Raw genomic sequence first — 19,677 nt, 5'->3', positions numbered from 1 at the left:
AACACGTCATGCGCGCGCTGGGTCCGGTCGAGCTGTTCTCGGAGTGAGGGTCGCTGCCCAACTCGCGAGGAGGTCGAGCGAGTCCTGCGTCGCATTGTCCGGCTCCTCCGTGTGGACGAGCAATGTCAGACCCTCACTCGACGTGAGGTCGAGCGCCTCATGGGTCCCGCGCCGAACGCTTCGTCGCCGCCCTCAGCGAGACGACTTTCCCCGAGTCGTTTCGCGCCCGGTTCGACCACCTACTGCTGACCGCCCTCTGCCAACGCCGTTGGACTGACCGACGCACCGATAAGCGGACGCGAGCGACCAGCCCGAAACTATTCTCCCCGAACGCTTTCCGCACAGGTAACGTTCCCTATGCGGAGCCTTGGTTCCGCCAGGTTATTGAGATTCGTCGCGAGAGATTGCGTCTAGAGCGGTGCCCCGCCACGCGGCCGGGGAACATCATGGTTTTCAGGGGCGGCGGGTCGGGTCGGTCGCGACGCCGGTGCGCGCGGTCGGCTCGTTTCGACGCTCGAGCCCGGCGAGACCCAGCAACCCCCCGAGACCCAGGACCCCCACAGCCCGGTCTTGTCGCTGTCTGCGCCGTCACTGTGCTTCTTACGTCGTGGACCTAGAAATCCCGGTTCACCCTCGGGATCGAGCCCATGATTGGTCCATCGACCTCAACTCGATCGGTCCCGCCTGGGCAGTGTCGGGCGCCGCCCGCTGGGGTACTAACTTTTCAGACGTGCCCGGTATCCCGGAGTACCGGTCGTGTCCAGGCCTCGTCGGTTCAGCCAAGAGCCGGCCTGGCCGCATCGTGTCAGGCGTTCGGCAACGCTCGGTAAGTGTTTCAGCCGGATGCGCGGCCGGGTCCGCCCATCGACGGGCGGTGGCTGTGCTGGAGTTCGGTGTTAATGCGGCGGGCCTCGGCGAGTTGGTCCTCGAGGATGATGATGCGGCACGCGGACTCGAGTGCGGTGCCCTGGTCGATTAGTTCGCGAGCTCGGGCGGCGAGGCGGAGCTGGTATCGGGAGTAGCGGCAATGGCCGCCCTCCGAGCGTCCAGGGGCGAGCAATTTCGCGGCGTCGAGGCTGCGGAGGAAGGCTTGCGTCACGCCAAGGATCTCGGCGGCGCGGCCCATGCTGTAGGCCGGGTAGTCCTCGTCGTCGAGCTTGTCCCCTGCCGGGCCGCGGTCGGGGGAATCTTCCGGAATGGGATAACACCTTTCGGACGGACAGGGCCCCCGGCGCCGTGAGGCACCGGGGGCCGGAGCGGTTTTCACTTCCTTATTCACTGCACTTTCCGCAGTCGGGCTCATCGTGCTGCTCGACTGCAGGCCGGAGGTGCCGGGGCCTCACACACCTACATAACGCTTGCCCCGTCACGGCCGTTTCTTGCGGTACTGCTCTGCGGGCAGTTCATTCTCTCCCGCACCCCGTGAACTCTCTCCTTGCAACGACAGGAACATTACAACGGCGACGCCCCAATGTCTACAGTCGCCGCTACAGATATTTTGGAGTCGATCGACCAGTATTCAGACGCTTTCAGCCTTAGCTCACACGGAAGGTTGAACTGTCGAGGTCAACGTTGCGGTCAGGCCGGAGAAAAGGATGTCGAGACCACGTTCGAACTCGGCGGCGCCGTCGTAGGAGGCCAGAACCGGCGCGAGACCGCGCAGGAGCGGGAACTCGCCGATCGGTAACCGATGCAGTCCCAGGCGAAGCAGATCGTCGGTTTCCTCGGGCCGTTCGACGAGTTCCTGTAGTTCGTTGAGGACGTGACCGTGAAGGAAGCCGAACAAGGCCCGGTAGACGTGCAGGGCGTCGGCACCGTTGAGGCCGGCGCGGGTAAGCAGCGTGAGGACGTCTTCGAGTGGACGCAGAGTTCCCAGGGGCCGCAGCCCGAGGGGCGTCGCCAGAGGCCGCGTGACCAGTAACGGGACGACGTGGGGATGATCGAGCGCGAGGCGGCGGAAGCTCCGGGCGACGGCGCGTAGCTGAGTCACCCAGTCACCGTCCGCGGTATCGACGACGAGTTGCTCGAGAACAATCTCAACGATGCCATCGAGGAGAGCGGACTTGTTCGGCGCATGCCGGTACAAGATCATCGGATCCCGGCCGAGAGCCTTGCCGAGGCGTCGCATCGTGAGTCCCTCGATGCCGTCGCGGTCGATAATAGCCAGCGCGCACGAAAGAATCAGCTCCCTGGTCAGCAAACCACTTCCAGAATCGTCGGCCTCGGGGTCGGCCGTGCGACGAGCGGGCACCTTCGCCATCACAGATTCCTCTCGTTCCCCTCTACTGTAGGCCTAACGCGTAGGTCTACACCGTTGACAACCCGCGTGCTTCAGCGTTGACTAGGTACTACAACGTAGGCCCGGGAGGCCGCCATGATCATTATCTTCGGACTCGTCATTCTGCTCGCCGCCGTGATAATCGGGCTCGCGGGCGTGTTGATCAACAGCGGCGACGCGCACGCCCTGACCGACGATTTCGCGGTGTTCGGTTACCACGTCACCGGGTCCACCGGAACCCTGTTTCTCTACGGCATCGTCGTCGGCGCGGTCGGCCTGCTCGGACTGAGCCTGCTTCTAGCCGGCGCTCGGCGGACTTCCCGTCGCGGCCGCCTCGCCCGCCACGACCTGAAGGATTCTCGCCGCGAAACAGCCGATGCCTATCAGGACCGGGACCGCCTAGCCGAGCAGCGCGACGTGGCCGCCGCGGACCCGGCGACAGTCGACACGACCGCGCACAGTCCAACTCCCCGTGTCCAGCGAGACGGGCGACGTGACTGGCGTCACCCGTTCGGCCACCGCTCGGATAGAGTCGCCACCAACCACGGCGTCACTCCTTAAGCAGGGGATGGCACCGCGATCGCTGTGCCCGACATGTCCGAGCCAGGCGAAACACCAGAAAAGAGACACCGGTCATGAGCATCGGTAAGTAGCATTCTCATTCTGCCGAGGCCACGAAGGGTTCGGTGAAGAAGGTGTTTGGCAGAGCCAGCCACGACCGCAGCCTCGAAGCCGAGTTGATCGGCCCTTCGGCCGCAACTTACTCTTTCCCGCCCTTACGCCGATGGCGACGAACGCTCACAGCGAACCTGACCGCGAAACTGCTGCGGAACGTGTGGGCGTACGTAGTGATCTTCTGCGGGCACTTCCCGGACGGCGCCGAAAAGTTCACCGTCACGGAACTCGAGAACGAGACACGGCCGGAGTGGTATCTGCGGCAGATGCTCGGCGCGGCCAACTTCCGTGCCGGCCCGGTGATGGCGTTTCTCAGCGGCAACTTGTGCTACCAGATCGAGCATCATTTGTTCCCCGACCTGCCCAGTAACCGCTACGCAGAAATCTCCACCAAGGTGCACGCATTGTGCAAGAAATACGACCTGTCGTACACCACTGATCCCTCGGTCGGCAGTATCTGCTGACGCTGCGCACCATCCACAAACTCGCACTGTCCGACCGGTTTCTGCGTGCGACCGCCGACGACGCCCCCGAGACGGCCTCCGAAGTGAAATTCCGCGCCGTGCATGTGCCGGTCGCGGCGACTCCGGCTACGCGCATCGGGCTACGCACAGCACTACGAACCCTACGCACGAACCGTCGCAACGCCCGGGAGAGCAGCCACTGCTCAGCCCGGGCGCCGCGAACCTACGGTGCCGCCGGTCAGACCACGGACACCGCATCAGCGGCGTCGACCGCGGGGTAGATGGGGTACTCCACACCGGACAGGTACTGGACAGTGCGCACCACCTGGCACGAGTATCCGAACTCGTTGTCATACCAGACGTAGAGGATGGCAGTGTCGCCGTCGACGATCGTCGCGTTCGCGTCGACGATGCACGCGGCGCGCGAACCGATGAAGTCGCTGGACACGGCATCGGTTGCAGCGGTGTAGTCGAGGTTCCGGCTCAGCGCTCCGGTGAGCGACTCTTGGCTGAGATGCGCGAGCACCTCCTCCCGGGTGGTCTCACGACCCAGCTGAAGGTGGAGGATCGCGACGGACACGTCCGGAGTGGGAACGCGGATCGAGTTGCCGGTGATCTTCGCCTTCAGCTCGGGGAGCGCCTTGGCGACCGCCGACGCGGCTCCGGTCTCCGTGAGCACGAGGTTGAACGGCGCCGAACGACCACGACGGTCGGCCTTGTGGTAGTTGTCCAGGAGGTTCTGGTCGTTGGTGAACGAGTGCACGGTCTCGACGTGTCCTCGGGACACACCGAATTCGTCGTCCATGGTCTTCAGCGGCGGGACGATGGCATTGGTGGTGCAGGACGCGCACGACACGATCTGCTCGTTCGGGTCGAGGTCGCGGTGATTGACGCCATGCACGATGTTCGGGACGTCTCCCTTGCCGGGAGCGGTGAGCACCACCTTCGCGACACCGGGGCGGAGGTGCTTCGACAGGCCGTCGCGGTCGCGCCAGATTCCGGTGTTGTCGATCAGGATGGCGTTGTCGATGCCATGCTCGGTGTAGTCGAGGCTCTCCGGGTCGTTGCTGTAAATGAACTTGATGACGTTGCCGTTGGCGATCAACGTGTTTTTGTCGGTGTCGACCTTGATCGTGCCGTTGAACTGCCCGTGGACGGAGTCACGGCGCAGCAACGATGCGCGCTTGATCAGATCGTCGCTGCCACCCTTGCGGACCACCACGGCACGCAGGTTCAGCCCGTTGCCCGAACCGGCCTTCTCGATGAGCAGTCGAGCGACGAGGCGACCGATACGCCCGAATCCGTACAGGACCACGTCCTGCGGCTGCGCGGGACTCGTGTGGGCGCCGCCGACCAGGTCGGCGAGGCTCCGTGCAACGAACTCCGGGACCGTTGCTCCGTCACCGTTGGCGCGATAGGCCATCACCAGCAGTCCGAGATCGACCTTCGAGGGCCGAAGGTCGAGGTGAGTCAGCGCTTCGAGGAAGGGGAACGTCTCCTCGACGGACAGTTCGTCGCCGCTGATCTGCCGGGCGAAACGATGGGTCCGCAGAATACTGATGACCGACTTGTTCACCAGGGAGCGGCTGTGAAGCAAGATCGTCACCGAGCGTCTGCGGTGCAGGCCGCCGATGATCGGGATCATCGCCTCCGCGAGAGCTTCCTCGGAGTTCCACTGGGCCAGTTCCACTGTGCTCACTGCGCTTGTCTGCCTTCCCGGCTCATGTGTCCTTGGATCGGATGCCGGCGAGCGCACACCCTTCCACCAGCAGTGACCTGGATCACCGGAGCCGGTTTCGTGACTCGCGGACACCGGCGCGCCCGACGCCTCATCATAAGGAAGCGTTTCTTCGGGCCGACAAGCCGGTCGCCGAAGCGTCCGGCGGGACGAGCATCCGGCCAGGCAAAAGGCCGAGTACAGGACGAGAGAGGGGCGCGGCAGCAAGCAGGCAAGCTGCTGGCACTATCGCAAAACTACCCCCGCGCCATGTCCACGAACTTGGACAGGTGGAGCTGGTGCGCCACGGTGATGGTGGCGGTGGGGCCGTTACGGTGTTTGCCGAGGATCAGGTCGGCTTCGCCGCCGCGGGGGTCGTCGCGTTCGGTGGCGTCGGGACGGTAGAGCAGGATCACCATGTCGGCGTCCTGCTCGAGGGAGCCGGATTCACGAAGGTCGGCCACCTGAGGACGCTTGTCCTGGCGCTGTTCGGGGCCACGGTTGAGCTGGCAGATCGCCACCACCGGAACCTCGAGTTCCTTCGCCAGAAGCTTCAGGCTACGGGAGAATTCGGAGACTTCCTGCTGACGGGATTCGACCTTCTTGCCGGAACTCATTAGCTGCAGGTAGTCGATGACGATGAGCTTGATGTCGTGCTTCTGCTTGAGCCGCCGGGCTTTTGCGCGGATCTCCATCATGGTGAGGTTGGGCGAGTCGTCGATGAAAAGCGGCGCCTCACTGATCTCGCTCATGCGCCGGGCGAGCTTCGTCCAGTCGTCGTCCGTCATCTTGCCGGAACGCATGTCACCGAGCTTGATCTTCGCCTCCGCCGACAGCAGACGCATGACGATCTCGGTCTTGCTCATCTCGAGCGAGAACATAACGCTGGCCATGCCGTGCTTGACCGAGCACGAACGCAGGAAGTCCATGCCGAGCGTGGAGTTGTGCGTGGGAATCATCGAACGACCGGCGAGGTACAGATGATCGGCGTTGTCTACCTCGACGCAGCGCACGGGAACGCTGTCGACCTTGCGCACATCGACGATGCGCCGCGATCGGTGCACATCACCACGGAATTGCTTGTGGCGGAGGGCCTTCCGGTGCACCTGGAACACGTCATCGTCAGCGTAGAAGGCGACGCCACTTTCCGCGCGGTGGCAGTCGTATCCCAGACCGACGACGAGTTCGGCGACATCGTCCGACAGCGATGGGTCGCGGGTATCGAGACGAATTTCGCCGTCTGCCGCGACGGACGCGGCGGTGTCGAGCATCCCGGCCAGCAATTCGCGGCGTTCGGACTCGGAGCCGCGGAGCAGTTCCGCCGGGATCCTCTTGTTCTCGGCCTGAACGACGAGATCGGCCACACCGACGCGCAGCTCGGGATCAACGGTGGCGCCGACCGTCAGCGAGGCCCCCAATGCGTACGGGCCGACAGGCACATTCGACGAAGCGAACTGCAACGCGCCAGTATTTGCCACGTGATGACGGGCGCCGATCGAGTCGGCGATCTCACCGGTGGTCCGGACAGCGCTATGCCCGTCGATGTCCGTCAGCCACTGATGCTGCTCGTCGGCGACGAGGACGGTTCCGTCGGAGAACTCCACCTCGTAGCAGGGGCGGTCGTTCATGACCTCGGTGGCGGCGACGACCCGGGTGGGCTTGCCGTCGGCGTCGATGAGGTGATCGCCCACTCGGACGTCGCCCATGGTGGTCCAGCCGGTGGGGGTAGGCAGGGGAGTGTCGAGCGCCAGCGCCTTACCCACACCGGGCCGCGCTGCGACGATGATCATCTGTCCTGGGTGTAGGCCGTTGGTGATTTCGTCGAGTTCGACGAAGCCGGTGGGCACGCCCAGGGAGATGCCGCCGCGGCTGGCGATGGAGTCGATCTCGTCCATCGTGGGCTGCAGGAGTTCCTCGAGGGGGACGAAGTCCTCGGTGGTGCGGCGTTCGGTGACCTCGAAGATCTCGGCCTGTGCGCGGTCGACGACCTCGGCGACGTCCTGCCCGTCGGCGCCGGTGTAGCCGTACTGGACGATGCGGGTGCCGGCATCGACGAGGCGCCGCAGGATGGCTTTCTCGGCGACGATCTCGGCGTAGTAACCGGCGTTAGCAGCCGTGGGCACGGTCTGGGTCAATGTCACCAGGTAGGAAGCACCACCCACCCGGCGGAGCTCACCACGACGGTCCAGTTCCGCCGACACCGTCACGGGGTCGGCGGGCTCACCGCGGCTGTAGAGGTCGAGGATCGCGTCGTACACGGACTGATGGGCGGGACGGTAGAAGTCGCCGGGACGAAGCACCTCGAGCACGTCGGCGATGGCGTCCTTGCTGAGTAGCATGCCGCCGAGGACCGACTGCTCCGCCGCCATGTCCTGAGGTGGCTGGCGACCGAACTCTTCACCGGGTTCCGCGTCGGGCGGCCCCGGGTATTCGGAACGGCCCCGATCGTCTACTACAGCCACTCGACCGACCTTCCCCATCACTGTTGCGCCGCTCGGAAACTGCAGTCCCCGTGGTGCACGAACCTTTTGTACTCGGCCCTACCGACAACCTTCGCAGGCTCTTCGCGAGAGCCGGCTCCGGAATCGTGAGACACGCCGGGACGACGTTAGGGATTAGCCAAGCCGTGTACAAACCAGCCTGTGTACACAGCTGGGGACAAAATGTGGAAACCGCTGGGTACGTTTGTTAACCCCATGGGGATAACCTGAGGATAAGTACCCACCACATTCCCATACCCACAGATCAGTGCCGTTTTTCACGCTTTCCCCACTGTGGATGAAAACCCGTTCGGCGTGTCTCTCGCGTCGACGAGTCGGGCGTGTTGAGTTCGTCTCCACCGCGCACGCGTATGATCCAGGTCACTCGACGCAGAATGCGCGGCTAACTTCCAGACACACCGTGGAATGCATGGCCCCGCGCAGTTTCACGACCCAAGATGTCCGAGAAATCCGCATGGACAGACGCGGGCCCCCACACGCCTAAGCGCGCGGGGGCCCGTGCAGCGAACGAGTCGACTAGGCGGCGACGACGTTCAGGTGGAACTTGGCAACCACGTCGGGGTGCAGGTTCACGACGATGGCATGCTTGCCGGTCGCCTTGATGTGAGCCTTCGGCAGCTCGAGGCTGCGCTTGTCGACGACGGGTCCGCCTGCGGCCTTGATGGCACCGGCGACATCAGCCGCGGTGACCGAGCCGAACAGCTTGCCCGAGTCACCGGCGGTCTTGACCGTCAGCGACACGTTCTCGAGACCTTCGATGGCAGCCTTGAGCTCCTTGGCATGGTCGAGGCCACGCACAGCGCGAGCTTCCTGAGCACGACGGATGCCCTCGACCTGCTTCTCGGCGCCACGGCTGGCAACGATCGCCAGGCCGCGGGGCAGCAGGTAGTTACGGCCGTAGCCGTCCTTGACCTCGACGGTGTCGCCAGGCGCACCGAGGTTGTCCACGTCAGCGGTGAGGATGAGCTTCATGTCTTCCCTCCCTTTCCTTAGCGAGCCACGGTGGCGTAAGGCAGCAACGCCACCTCACGTGAGTTCTTGACGGCAATGGCAACGTCGCGCTGGTGCTGGACGCAGTTGCCGGTGACACGGCGCGCGCGGATCTTGCCGCGGTCGCTGACGTACTTACGCAGAAGCGTCGTGTCCTTGTAGTTGATCTGCGTGTTCTTTTCTTTGCAGAAAGCGCAGACCTTCTTCTTCATTACCTTGTCGCGCAAGGGCGGCTTCGGCATTTGTTCGCTCTTTTCTGGATGTTCCGATCAGGTACGGATCAGAACGGGGGCTCGTCGCTCCCACCGCCAGAGCCTCCGAAGGAGCCGGACGCCTGCGGCGCACTACCCCACGGATCGTCTCCGCCAGTGTTGGATTGCGGACGTCCGCCGCCTGAACCGCCGGAGGAACCGAAGCCACCACCGCCGCCGCCACCACGGTTGGCCTTGTTGACCTTGGCCGTGGCGTACTTCAGCGAGGGGCCGATCTCGTCGACCTCGAGCTCGACGACAGTGCGCTTTTCACCTTCACGAGTTTCGTAGGAGCGCTGCTTGAGCCGGCCACTCACGATTACTCGCGAGCCGCGGGTCAAGCTCTCCGCCACGTTCTCGGCTGCTTCGCGCCAGATGTTGCAACGCAGAAACAGCGCTTCGCCGTCTTTCCATTCATTGGTCTGACGGTCGAAGGTGCGGGGCGTGGACGCAACGGTGAAGTTCGCGACCGCGGCACCCGCGGGGGTGAATCGAAGCTCCGGATCAGCCGTCAAGTTTCCGATGACGGTGATGACGGTGTCGCCTGCCATATGGTTCCTCCTGCAGAATGTGGAGTTCGGTTGGTCACGAGCCTAGGGCTGGTGGCCGACAGAAATCACTTGTTGTGGCGCAGAACCTTCGTACGCAGCACCGACTCGTTCAGACCCAGCTGACGGTCGAGCTCCGCAACGGTGGCGGGAGTAGCGCTGATATCGATCACCGCGTAGATGCCTTCGCTGTGCTTCAGGATCTCGTAGGCGAGACGACGCTTACCCCAGACATCGACCTTGTCGATTTTGCCGCCGTCCTGGCGAACAACATTGAGGAACGTATCCAGCGAAGGAGCGACAGTGCGCTCGTCCAGGCTGGGGTCAAGGATGACCATCAATTCGTAATGACGCATAAGACCTCATCACCTCCTATGGACTAGTGAAACGGCCACGGGCTGTCCGTGGCAGGAGGGTCGTTGCGTCAGCAACCTTTGCAGGCTACATGACGAGCCCCTGACCAGCGAAATCAGAGCGCAGGTGTGGCAGCGGTCGCGACGGGGTATCAGGCGGGAACGTCGACAACGGGAGGCACGCATGACATCGGACAAGAAGTTCGACAAGGGCGACGAGGTCGAGTGGAAAACGCACGGCACCACCACGTCCGGCAAGGTCGAGGAGAAGATCACGGAGGATACCGAAGCCGCCGGACGGACGGTGCGCGCCTCCGAGGACGACCCGCAGTACCGGGTGCGCAGCGACAAGAGAGGGAAGGACGCCGTCCACAAGCCGGATGCACTCGACCGGAAGGACGACTGACGATGGCGGACGACGAGGAAACGTGGAAGGAATTCCGCGACGCCGTCAACATGACCCCGGGCGAACTCGAGAAGTGGCTCGAGACGGAGGAGGCGAAATCCGTCGGCCAGAAATCGGGCGGCGGCGAGTCGACCGGGCACGCCAGCGGCCGGCGGATCGTCGAGGTGACCCGGACGAAGAGGGCCGACCTCGAGCAGCCCGACTACGAGCACATGCGCAAGGTCGTCGGATACGTGCACCGGCACCTCGCGCAGAGACCGTCCGGTGACGTCCGGGACACCCACTGGCGCTACTCGCTGATGAACTGGGGCCACGATCCGCTGAAGGAGTGACCCGGTTTGTCGTCGCACAGGGGGCCCGGCGCGCCCTAGTGTGGATTCATGCACATCGGAGCTCGGCAGGGAACGTCGATCACGGCGGTCGTCGTCGGGTTGTGTGGCCTGTCCATGCTCGCCGGATACCTGAACAAAGCCCGGTGCACGGGGGCGCCGTTCGACGCCGCGGGCCGCAGCCTGATCTTCGACCGCATCAAGGACACCCAGGTCTGCTACTCCGACATCCAGTTCCTGTGGGTCGGGCGCGACATCAACCTGCACGTCTTCCCGTATGTCAGCGGGGGAATCAATGCCGACGGCATGCTGACCGGCGGCACCGTGGAGTATCCGGTTCTCAGCGGGATCCTCATGTGGCTGGGCGGAATCGGTTCGCACACCGACGCCGATTTCCTTCTGCATTCGGCCCTGATCCTCGCACCGTTCGGTCTGCTCACCGCCTGGATGCTGGGTCGTCTCGGTGGTTGGTGGGCACTGCTGTGGTCGGCCACCCCGCCGCTCACGCTCTACGCATTCCACAACTGGGAACTTCCGGTTGTGGCCACATCGGTGGCCGCCATCTTCGTGATGAGCATCGAGCGTTTCCCCCTCCGCTCCCGCGCGGTGGTCGCCGCGGTCCTCCTTGCCGTGGGGTTCTGCCTGAAGCTGTACCCCGGCGCGTTCGTCCTTCCCCTCATTGCGTATGTCCTCACCCAGAACCGCACGGCGGACCGCCGGTACGACGTCCGGGGCGCCTTCACGGTCGCGGCCGCCGCGATCGGCACGGTGGTCGCCGTCAATCTGCCGTTCGCCCTCATCTCCTACAGCGGCTGGCGGGCGTCGTTCACCTTCCAGGAGAACCGTCAGGCCGACATGACCACCAACTCCATCTGGTATTGGGGTCTGCGGCCACACTTCGGCACGATCGGCCTCGACACCCCCGTGCCTGCCTACGACCAGACGGTCGGTCTCCTGTCGCCGCTTCTCGTCTGCGCTGCCTTCGCGCTCGCCCTGCGTCTGGGCTGGCTGCGGTTCCTGCGGAACGGCACCTTCCCGTGGATCGCGGTCAGCGCCGCCATGCTGTGTGGATTCCTGTTGCTGCACAAGGTGCATTCCCCGCAGTACACACTGTGGCTCATCCCGTTCTTCGTGCTGCTGCGGGTGCCGTGGGGACTGGTGGCGGCCTATCTGGTGGCCGACCTGGCGATGGGTATCGGCGTTTTCAAGTACTTCGGTGCGCTGGCCGCGGGGGAGGACCCGCACACCTTCGAGTGGCTGGTGCAATTCGGCGTGTGGGGACGGGCCGGGTTACTGGTGGTGCTGTTCTTCGTGTTCCTCCGGGCGCCCCTCCGACGGACCTCGCCGACCACGCACCCGGACGACGACGCCGAACTCGCCCTCACCAAGTCACCGGAGCCCGCCAGATGAGCGAGTCCTGGTTTGCCCGGCCCACCCTGACCGGAACCCACGTCCGTCTCGAGCCACTGTGCGACGACCACGTCGACGCGCTGCTCACGGCCGTCGACGACCCGCGAATCTTTCACTGGACCTCGGTGGACATCTCCGACCGGAAGGATGCAGCGACATTCGTCCGAACCGCGAACGAAGACCCGACGCGACTCGCCTACGCACAGATCGACCTGGCCACCGGCATCCTCGTCGGGTCCACCTCCTACTACCTGATCGATCCGCGGAACCGTTGTCTCGCGATCGGGCACACCTGGCTGTCGCGATCCGCGCAGGGAACGCTGATCAACGCGGACTCGAAGCTGCTCTTGCTTCGCCGCGCCTTCGAGGACCTCGGCGCGGTGCGCGTGGAATGGCACACCGACGAACGCAACGCCCACTCCCGCGGTGCCATCGCGAAGTTGGGCGCCGAGTTCGAAGGCATACTGCGTAAACATCGAAGACGGCGTGACGGTTCCTGGCGCAACACGGCACTGTTCTCCATGACCGACGACGACTGGCCACGCGTGTGCCCCCGACTCCAGGCGAGAGTCGAGGGCTGACGCTGCGGTGATCACACCACGGGCGCGGCGGACGAGATCTTCCTGACGAATTCGATTACTGCCGACCGCATTTCGCTACTACGCGGAACAGCACCGGACATCCAGAAGGCTCCGTGGACAAGTCCGTCGAACCGGATGACCTCGGTGTCGACGCCCGCGTTCCGCAGGAGACCGGCGTATTCTTCGGCCTCGTCACGGGCCACCTCGTTCTCAGTGGTGAGCACGAGCGCCGGTGGCAGCCCAGACAGACTGGCGGCACGACTGGGCACGGCGTACGGATTGCCGGCGTCGTCCGGCGACGACAGGTAGTGACTCCAGAACCAGTCGAGGTCACCGGCGGAAATGACGTAGCCCTCGGCAAACTCCTCACGTGAGGGCAGTGTCGCGTGCGGATCGATCACGGGGTAGACGAGAACCTGGCCTCGCACCCGGGGGCCGTCTTCGTCACGGGCCCGCAGCGCGGTGACTGCGGCCAGGTTCCCGCCCGCGCTGTCACCCATCACGATGACGTTGCCGGGGTCACCGCCGTAGCCTTCCACATTGTCGGACACCCAGCGCAGTGCCGCAGATGCGTCGTCGGCAGCGGCGGGGAAGCGATGCTCCGGTGCGCGGCGGTAGGTGGCGGCTACCACGATCGCGCCGGTGCCGTTCGCGACGGCGCGCGCCGGTTCGTCGATGACATCGAGGTCACCGGCGACGAACCCACCGCCGTGGAAGTAGAGAACGACGGGGTGTGGCGACGGCCCGGTGGGGACGTAAACCCGCAGCGGCAGTGTTGTTCCGGCGCTGTCGTAGTGCGCGTCTTCGACGCGGTCGACCGGTTCGGGTGGCGCCTGCAGTCCCGTGAAAGTCGACACGACTGCGCGGGCCTCCTCCACGGACATCTCCGCAAATGGCTTCATACCTTGTGCTCGTAGTCCGGCGATCAGTTCTGCTGCGTTGGCGTCGAGTGCCATGCGACTCTCCTCTGTGTGATGGTGTTCGGGATCGGTGGTTCGGTTCAGGAAACGGTGACGGGTGAATCGATGCGGGTGAGAGTGAAACCCGCATAGCCGTCGGCGACGACCTCCGCGCAGGTGGCGCGATAAGCAGGAGCTCCGCCGAGGTAGACCATGCACGCCCTCGGCTTACCGGGAATATTCGCACCCATGTACCACGAGTTCGTCTCCGGCAGCAGGGTCTGATTGGCGATGTCATTGGTCAGTGCGCCCCAGGACTTTTCGGCTTCTCCGGTGGGCTCGATGACATCGAGCCCACGCTGCTTGAGGTAATCGATCGCATCGGTAGCGAAGTCGACGTGGTCCTCGATGGCGAGCGGCATGTTGTAGAGCACCGACGGCGACTGCGGGCCGGTGATGAGGAACAGGTTCGGGAACTCGTGGACCATGATGCCGAGATAGGTCGTGGGGCCGTGCTCCCACTTCTGGGCCAACGGCAGGCCACCCCGACCGCGGATGTCCATGGCCATGAGGGGACCGGTCATCGCGTCGAATCCGGTCGCCAGAACGATCGTGTCCACCTCGTAGACGCGGTCACCCACCCGCACACCGGTAGCGGTGATCTCGTCGATCGGCGTGGTCTTCACGTCGACGATGTTCACGGTGTCCCGGTTGAACGCCTCGTAGTAGTTGGTCTCCAGGGGAGGGCGTTTGGTGCCGTACGAGTATCCGGTCGGTGCCAGCTTGGCGGCCTTATCGGAGTCCTGGACGCGCTCGCGGATCCGGTCGCGAATGTAATCGGCGATCGTGTCGTTGGCCTTCTTGTCGAACAGGATGTCCTGATAGGAGTCGATGAACAGCCGGAAACCGCCGGCGTTCCAGCGAGCGTCGAATGTGCGGCGCCGTTCTTCCGCGTCGACGGCGAGCGCCGACGGCTGGACCTGATCGAAGGGCACGCCGAGGAAGTGGTTGCGGGCCGCGTTCCGCACCTTGCCGTAGTTGCGTTTGATCTCGGCGACTTCGTCCGAGTCGCTCGGGCCGTTGCCGAGAGGTGTCGCAAAGTTGGGTGTGCGCTGGAAGACCGTCAGTTCGGCTGCCTCCTGAGCAATGAACGGGATCGCCTGGATGCCACTGGCTCCGGTACCGATCACCGCGACCCGCTTGCCGGTGAAGTCAGCGCCCTCGTGCGGCCAGTTACCGGTCATCAGCACCTCCCCGCGGAAGCTGTCGATGCCGCCGAACTCCGGCGTCTTCGGCACGGACAGGTTGCCGGCCCCGGAAATGAAGTAGCGGCTCCGCACTATCTCGCCGGTGTCGGTGTGCACGGTCCACAGCGAGTTCTCGTCGTCCCAGTGGACACCGACCACCCGCGTGCCGAAGGTGATGTCCTTGCGTAGATCGAAGCGGTCCGCGACATGCTCGAGGTAGCGGAGAATCTCCGGCTGGCCGGCGAATTTCTCACTCCACTGCCACTCCTGCTGGAGGTCCTCGTCGAACGAGTAGGAGTAGTGGATGCTCTCGATGTCGCAGCGCGCACCCGGGTACCGATTCCAGAACCAGGTGCCGCCGACGTCGGAGCCGGCCTCGAAGACGCGGGTCGACAGCTGCATCGTGTCGCGCAGCTTGTGGAGCGCGTAGAGGCCGGCGAACCCGGCACCCACGACAACGACGTCGACATCGGGAGAAGAAATGGGCTGTGACATGGTGATGGGCTCCTCGTAGACGTGCGGTCCCGGCGGGACTCGAGCGGGTAACCGGGGTATGCAACGACAATGGCCCACGTCACATCACCCCCACACGGGGTAAAACACCCCCTTCGTTACCTGTGTTGGCCGTCACATCACCGCGGGGTAGGTTCGTCCCACACCTGGTCACTCCGGGATGGGAGGCATCCACTGACCCGCAGCAGAGAACTGAAGAGATCGATGACCAGCTTCATCGGTCGACGACGCGAGATCGAGGAAGCCCGCGCACGCCTACAGCAATCTCGGCTCGTATCGCTCCTGGGTGTCGGCGGCGTCGGTAAGACACGGTTGGCCGAGGAGCTTGCCGTGCGGTCCGCCCGCGCCTTCCGCGACTCCGTGCGGTGGATCGATCTCGCTTCCGTGCGGCAGCCCGAGGCCGTGCCGTCCGCCGCGGCCGTCGCCCTCGGAGTGACCGACCAGTCGAGCCGAGCGGTCATGGACAAGGTGATCGATCACGTGCAGTCGCGGCACATGCTGATCGTTCTCGACAACTGCGAACACCTGCTGTCCGCTGCAGCCGAATTGGTGAGCACAGTCCTCGCGGCGGCGCCGGAGGTACGAATCGTCACGACGAGCCGCGAACCACTCTCCATCGCCGGTGAGTACGTCTATATGCTTCCGCCCCTGAGCACCCCAGGGGAGATCGAAGACTGCCGGGCCGCCGACATCGCGCACTTCGAGTCGGTGTCGCTACTCGTGGAACGCGCGCAAAGCGTGGTCGCCGACTTCCAACTCACCGACATCAACGCCCGTGCCGTCGCCCAGCTGTGCAACCGGCTCGACGGCATCCCGCTCGCGATCGAACTCGCCGCGGCGCGGTTGCGGTCGCTGTCGCCGTCCCAGCTCGTCGAACGCCTCGACAAGAGGTTCGCACTCCTCACCGGCGGCGACCGGGGGGCGATGCCCCGGCAGCAAACGCTGCGCGCCCTCATCGACTGGAGTTTCGAACTCTGTTCCGACACCGAGCGGTTGCTGTGGGCGCGGCTCTCCGTCTTCTCGGGTAGTTTCGATCTCGATGCCGCGGAGGCAATCTGCGGATTCGGAGATCTGTCGGACACCCCGGTCATCGACGTCCTCGACCGGCTCATCGGCAAATGCCTTGTCGCCGTCGACCGTACGACCGAGCAGCTGCGCTACTCGCAGTTGATGACCGTGCGTGAATACGGTCATGAACTTCTCGAAAAGAGTGGCGACAGCGAGAATTTATTTCACCGCCATCTCGAGCACTACTCGACGCGAGCCGACCGTTCGTCGATCCACTGGTGTGGGCCAGGACAATCCGAGATACTCGCCGGACTCCGCATCGATCACCCCAATTTCGTCGCGGCACTCGACTGGTCGCTTCGGGACGCTTCGCTGCGGGCCGCCGCGGCGCGGCTGGCCGTCGCGCTGCGCTACCACTGGATCGCGGGCGGCTACCTGTCGGACGGCCGGACCCGACTCGAACGGATCCTCCAGCACCTCACCGCGCCCACCCGCGAGCGGGGGGATGTGCTCTGGGTGACCGCCTGGACCGCCCTCATCCAGGGTGATCATGACGCTGCCCTCGCACACCTCGACGAGTGCACCGATCTCGCGACCGCACTGGGCGACGATCGGCTGCGGGCACACGCCGACCACTGGCGCGGCATTCATGCCGTGTTCTCCGGCAAACCCGCAGATGCCATCCGCCTGTTCCATGACGCCATCGCCGTTCACCGCTCGGTGGGCGATCTCGCGTCCGTGCTGACCGCATCGTTCGAACTGGGCATGGCTCAAACCTACGACGGTCAGCTCGACAGTGCCCTCCGGACGTGCGGTGAGGTGATCGCGGTAGCGGACGCACACGGTGAGAAGTGGAACAAGGCCTACGCCCTGTGGGTGTCGAGCGTCGCGTACTTCCACCTCGGCCGCCACGATGACGCCGTCGAGGCGGCCGAGCAGGCATTGCGCATTCAGCACGACTTCAAGGACAAAATCTGCACAGCCCTGTCCATCGAGCTGCTGTCGTGGGTGGCGGCGTCCAGCGGGGATGCCGGCGCAGCAGCCACACTCAGCGGTGCGGCAAAGGGGGTGTGGCGCCGGCTCGGCACGTCCGTCGTGGCGTTCGGTCCGCACATCACCGAGGACTCACTGACTTCGGAGCACAAGGCAGCTCGCACAATCGGAGCGGACGAGTTCGCCCGGCTCGCGGCACCCGCGGTCGGGCTGACCATCGATCAGGCCGTCGACCTGGCCCTCGGTACCAGGCCGGACGCAGCGCCGACGCCACCCGCGGAAGCCTCACCGCTGACCCGTCGGGAGCAGCAGATCGCCGAACTCCTCGCCGAAGGGCTCAGCAATCGTCAGATAGCCGACGCACTGGTGATCTCACGGCGTACCGTCGACGGCCACGTCGAACACATCCTCGACAAGCTTGCCGTCAGCTCGCGCACCCAGGTCGCGGCCTGGGTCGCGGCCCGTGCACACCCACGCATCGGGCAGGCCGGCGGATAGCCGGAACGTAACCACCATCTGCTCGAAAGGTGGTGTACGTCCAGACATCTCGGCGGGTCTATACTCCACGACGGCGCCCACGGTGGTGGGCTTAACCACGGGGAGGCATGCATGACGGCGCAGCATCAGGACACCTCGGCAGACTTCGACGGCCCGCTGGCGCCGCCGCCCGCAAGCAGTCTGCCACTTGCAATCCTGGCGGTGGTCGCCTTCGTTCCGTTCGGCATCGTCGCTCTACTCCGCGCGCTCTCCGTCCACCGACTGTGGGAGCAGGGGGAGTACGACCGTTCGGTGCGGGCCGCCGCCGACGCCCGCCAGTGGTCGATCAGAGCCATTTCGCTCGGCGTCTCTATCGCCGTGTTCCTCGTCGGCGCCGCGTACGTGCTCGCGAACCCCTAGCCGCTCGTCGTCCAGGTTTCCTGGGCTGGTGCATTTTTCGACGCTCGCGGCCGCAACCAGACCGGCAACCAGCGCGGCTGTGCGTCCGGTGCCTGATCGAGTACCCCACCCGAGGGGTCGTCGATGAACCCGTACCGCACGAGGTCCTCGTCGGGCCGGTAGATCTGACGGATGATCAGAACGCACAGTGCAACCACCGCGACATCACGAACCACCACCGCGGAGGTGAACCATTGCTCGGGAAGACCTTTGTTGGAGACGCCGAGGTAGTACATCATGCGGGGCACCCACACCAGGGCGTCGACGGTCATCCACGCGAGAAGAATTCGACGGTGCGGCAGGGCGAGCACAGCCAACGGGACGAGCCACAGCGAATACTGCGGACTCCACACCTTGTTGGTGAGAAGGAAACCGGCGACCAGCAGAAAGCACAGCTGGGTCAGCCGGGGACGCTGCGGGGCGGTGAGCGCGACATAACCCACGCCCACACAGACCAGAGCGAACAGCACGAACGACACCGCGTTGAGGATGGTGGGTGCCTGCCCTACCGGGAGAACGCCGTCGAAACCGGTCCACCCAGTAAACGAAGTGACGACGTTGTACAGCGAGTCGGGGTCGGCGCCGCGTTCGGAATTGAGTCTGAAGAATTCGGCCCACCCGCGCGGGAAGAGCAGGGCGATAGGCAGATTGACGGCGAGCCACGTGCTTATCGCGGTCAACGCGGTCATCGACCAGTACCGCGTCTTGCCGGTGCGCACGCACAACACCAGCAGTGGTCCGAGGAGCAGCAGCGGATACAGTTTGGCCGCGCCGCCGAGGCCGAGCAGGACACCGGCGAGCACGGGACGTTTCCGCGACCACGCAAGCAGGCCACCGGTAGCGAAAGCTGTTGCCAGCGGGTCGAAATTGGTGAACGCATGGACGATCACGAGCGGTGAACCGGCCACCAGCGCGGCGTCCCAGACACGGCGACCGGCCAGAAGCGCACTGGCCCAGACGGTGACGAGCCACGCCGCGGCCAGCCCGAGCGCCACCACATTGAAATAGATGGCGACCTGCAGGGCGCCCGGTAGCCAGTGGACGGCGTCCCACGCCTTGGCCACCGCCATGGCGCCGTACTGATACAGACCCGACACCACCGGGTACTCCATGTAGCGGCGCTGCATCTGGCCGTTGCCGGCGTCTTCCTCCCACCACTTCTTGTAGGGGAAGGCGCCCTCGTTCAGCCGTTCGGCCCCATACAGCGGCACGGTGTCGGAGTAACACATCGCGACATATTGCCGGCTACCGCTCCAGTCGAGACCCAGCGCACCGTTCGCGCCCACCGGAGCCTGCTGGATACAGGGCGCCTTGGCGAACCAGCCTAGCGCGAGAAAAACGACCGCCAACAACAGGATCGCCCGCATCGGCGTGAAGAACCGATTGCGCCCCACCACCGCGTGCCGACCCACCGGGCCACCGATCACCCCGGACAGCTCCGACACCAGCGGGTCGGTGCGGCCGGGAACATCCCGCCAGTCCGCCGAACGCTGATCCTCCGCCACTGGTGCGGGCGAGACGAATTCCGCCTCGCCCGCGTCTCGGACGACGTGCGCGTTCGGGTTTTCGGCCACTAGG

18 protein-coding genes and 1 pseudogene are annotated in these 19,677 nt (G+C 64.8%); 8 read left to right on the top strand and 11 right to left on the bottom strand.

The genetic code is table 11. From position 1 onward, the window contains the following. Positions 1–835: 835 nt before the first annotated feature. Positions 836–1,279, bottom strand: a complete 444-nt coding sequence (locus GFS60_RS16795) for a MerR family transcriptional regulator (RefSeq protein WP_236603170.1) — start codon at positions 1,277–1,279, stop codon at positions 836–838. A 261-nt stretch (positions 1,280–1,540) separates the two neighbouring features. After that, positions 1,541–2,260 (bottom strand): TetR/AcrR family transcriptional regulator C-terminal domain-containing protein, encoded by a 720-nt coding sequence (locus GFS60_RS16790; protein ID WP_159922869.1) that lies wholly within the window; start codon positions 2,258–2,260, stop codon positions 1,541–1,543. 114 nt (positions 2,261–2,374) lie between these two features. On the opposite strand from GFS60_RS16790, the gene GFS60_RS16785 reads away from it, so the two are divergent. Together GFS60_RS16785 and GFS60_RS16780 are read left to right on the top strand one after the other, a co-directional pair. Beyond that, complete coding sequence (locus tag GFS60_RS16785) at positions 2,375–2,839, top strand: hypothetical protein (RefSeq protein WP_159922867.1); 465 nt, start codon at positions 2,375–2,377, stop codon at positions 2,837–2,839. A gap of 206 nt (positions 2,840–3,045) precedes the next feature. Then, positions 3,046–3,698: pseudogene (locus GFS60_RS16780) on the top strand (fatty acid desaturase family protein); the annotation flags it as partial. Here the strand turns inward: GFS60_RS16780 and GFS60_RS16775 are convergent. From GFS60_RS16775 to rpsF, 6 genes are all read right to left on the bottom strand, one after another. Further along, on the bottom strand, positions 3,656–5,116 hold the full coding sequence (locus tag GFS60_RS16775) for a glyceraldehyde-3-phosphate dehydrogenase (RefSeq protein ID WP_159922865.1): 1,461 nt from the start codon (positions 5,114–5,116) through the stop codon (positions 3,656–3,658). The pseudogene GFS60_RS16780 and the gene GFS60_RS16775 sit on opposite strands and share 43 nt — an antisense overlap. A 275-nt stretch (positions 5,117–5,391) precedes the next feature. Further along, a complete protein-coding gene (gene dnaB / locus GFS60_RS16770) occupies positions 5,392–7,596 on the bottom strand; it encodes a replicative DNA helicase (RefSeq protein WP_159922863.1) in 2,205 nt (734 codons plus the stop codon). 555 nt (positions 7,597–8,151) lie between these two features. Next, positions 8,152–8,607, bottom strand: coding sequence for a 50S ribosomal protein L9 (gene rplI / locus GFS60_RS16765; protein WP_109334605.1), 456 nt, complete (start codon positions 8,605–8,607; stop codon positions 8,152–8,154). A gap of 17 nt (positions 8,608–8,624) precedes the next feature. Continuing rightward, complete coding sequence (gene rpsR, locus GFS60_RS16760; RefSeq protein ID WP_109334606.1) at positions 8,625–8,867, bottom strand: 30S ribosomal protein S18; 243 nt, start codon at positions 8,865–8,867, stop codon at positions 8,625–8,627. Between the two features lie 38 nt (positions 8,868–8,905). Then, entirely contained in the window at positions 8,906–9,427 is a 522-nt protein-coding gene (locus GFS60_RS16755) for a single-stranded DNA-binding protein (protein ID WP_109334607.1), read from the bottom strand. Between the two features lie 65 nt (positions 9,428–9,492). Beyond that, positions 9,493–9,780: a 30S ribosomal protein S6 gene (rpsF, locus tag GFS60_RS16750; RefSeq protein WP_005249677.1), complete on the bottom strand. Its 288-nt coding sequence runs from the start codon at positions 9,778–9,780 to the stop codon at positions 9,493–9,495. Positions 9,781–9,961: 181 nt separating this feature from the next. Here rpsF and GFS60_RS16745 point away from each other — a divergent pair, with 181 nt between their 5' ends. From GFS60_RS16745 to GFS60_RS16730, 4 genes are read left to right on the top strand one after another with little or no spacing between them, the layout of a single operon-like run. Beyond that, positions 9,962–10,183, top strand: a complete 222-nt coding sequence (locus GFS60_RS16745) for a DUF2945 domain-containing protein (protein ID WP_159922861.1) — start codon at positions 9,962–9,964, stop codon at positions 10,181–10,183. 2 nt (positions 10,184–10,185) lie between these two features. Next, positions 10,186–10,515, top strand: coding sequence for a DUF3140 domain-containing protein (locus GFS60_RS16740; RefSeq protein ID WP_159922859.1), 330 nt, complete (start codon positions 10,186–10,188; stop codon positions 10,513–10,515). 48 nt (positions 10,516–10,563) lie between these two features. Further along, entirely contained in the window at positions 10,564–11,922 is a 1,359-nt protein-coding gene (locus GFS60_RS16735; protein WP_159922857.1) for a glycosyltransferase family 87 protein, read from the top strand. Then, positions 11,919–12,503: a GNAT family N-acetyltransferase gene (locus GFS60_RS16730; protein WP_159922855.1), complete on the top strand. Its 585-nt coding sequence runs from the start codon at positions 11,919–11,921 to the stop codon at positions 12,501–12,503. The genes GFS60_RS16735 and GFS60_RS16730 overlap by 4 nt, the downstream gene beginning before the upstream one ends. An 11-nt stretch (positions 12,504–12,514) precedes the next feature. Here GFS60_RS16730 and GFS60_RS16725 read toward each other — a convergent pair whose 3' ends face one another. Beyond that, positions 12,515–13,459 carry an alpha/beta hydrolase gene (locus GFS60_RS16725; RefSeq protein WP_159922853.1) on the bottom strand — a complete coding sequence of 315 codons (945 nt, stop codon included), beginning with the start codon at positions 13,457–13,459 and terminating at the stop codon, positions 12,515–12,517. A 44-nt stretch (positions 13,460–13,503) separates the two neighbouring features. Next, the gene (locus GFS60_RS16720) at positions 13,504–15,144 is read right to left on the bottom strand and encodes a flavin-containing monooxygenase (protein WP_159922851.1); all 1,641 of its coding nucleotides are present in this window, start codon (positions 15,142–15,144) and stop codon (positions 13,504–13,506) included. Positions 15,145–15,366: 222 nt separating this feature from the next. On the opposite strand from GFS60_RS16720, the gene GFS60_RS16715 reads away from it, so the two are divergent. Next, positions 15,367–17,661 (top strand): ATP-binding protein, encoded by a 2,295-nt coding sequence (locus tag GFS60_RS16715; RefSeq protein ID WP_159922849.1) that lies wholly within the window; start codon positions 15,367–15,369, stop codon positions 17,659–17,661. Positions 17,662–17,772: 111 nt separating this feature from the next. Beyond that, the gene (locus GFS60_RS16710) at positions 17,773–18,060 is read left to right on the top strand and encodes a CD225/dispanin family protein (RefSeq protein ID WP_159922847.1); all 288 of its coding nucleotides are present in this window, start codon (positions 17,773–17,775) and stop codon (positions 18,058–18,060) included. Here GFS60_RS16710 and GFS60_RS16705 read toward each other — a convergent pair. Further along, positions 18,057–19,673, bottom strand: a complete 1,617-nt coding sequence (locus GFS60_RS16705; RefSeq protein WP_159922845.1) for a glycosyltransferase family 87 protein — start codon at positions 19,671–19,673, stop codon at positions 18,057–18,059. The genes GFS60_RS16710 and GFS60_RS16705 overlap by 4 nt on opposite strands. Between the last annotated feature and the right edge of the window lie 4 nt (positions 19,674–19,677).

Origin of the sequence: Rhodococcus sp. WAY2, from assembly GCF_009859915.1 — a bacterium.
Taxonomy (GTDB): domain Bacteria; phylum Actinomycetota; class Actinomycetes; order Mycobacteriales; family Mycobacteriaceae; genus Rhodococcus_F; species Rhodococcus_F oxybenzonivorans.
This window is presented reverse-complemented; position numbering and strand designations above follow the sequence as displayed.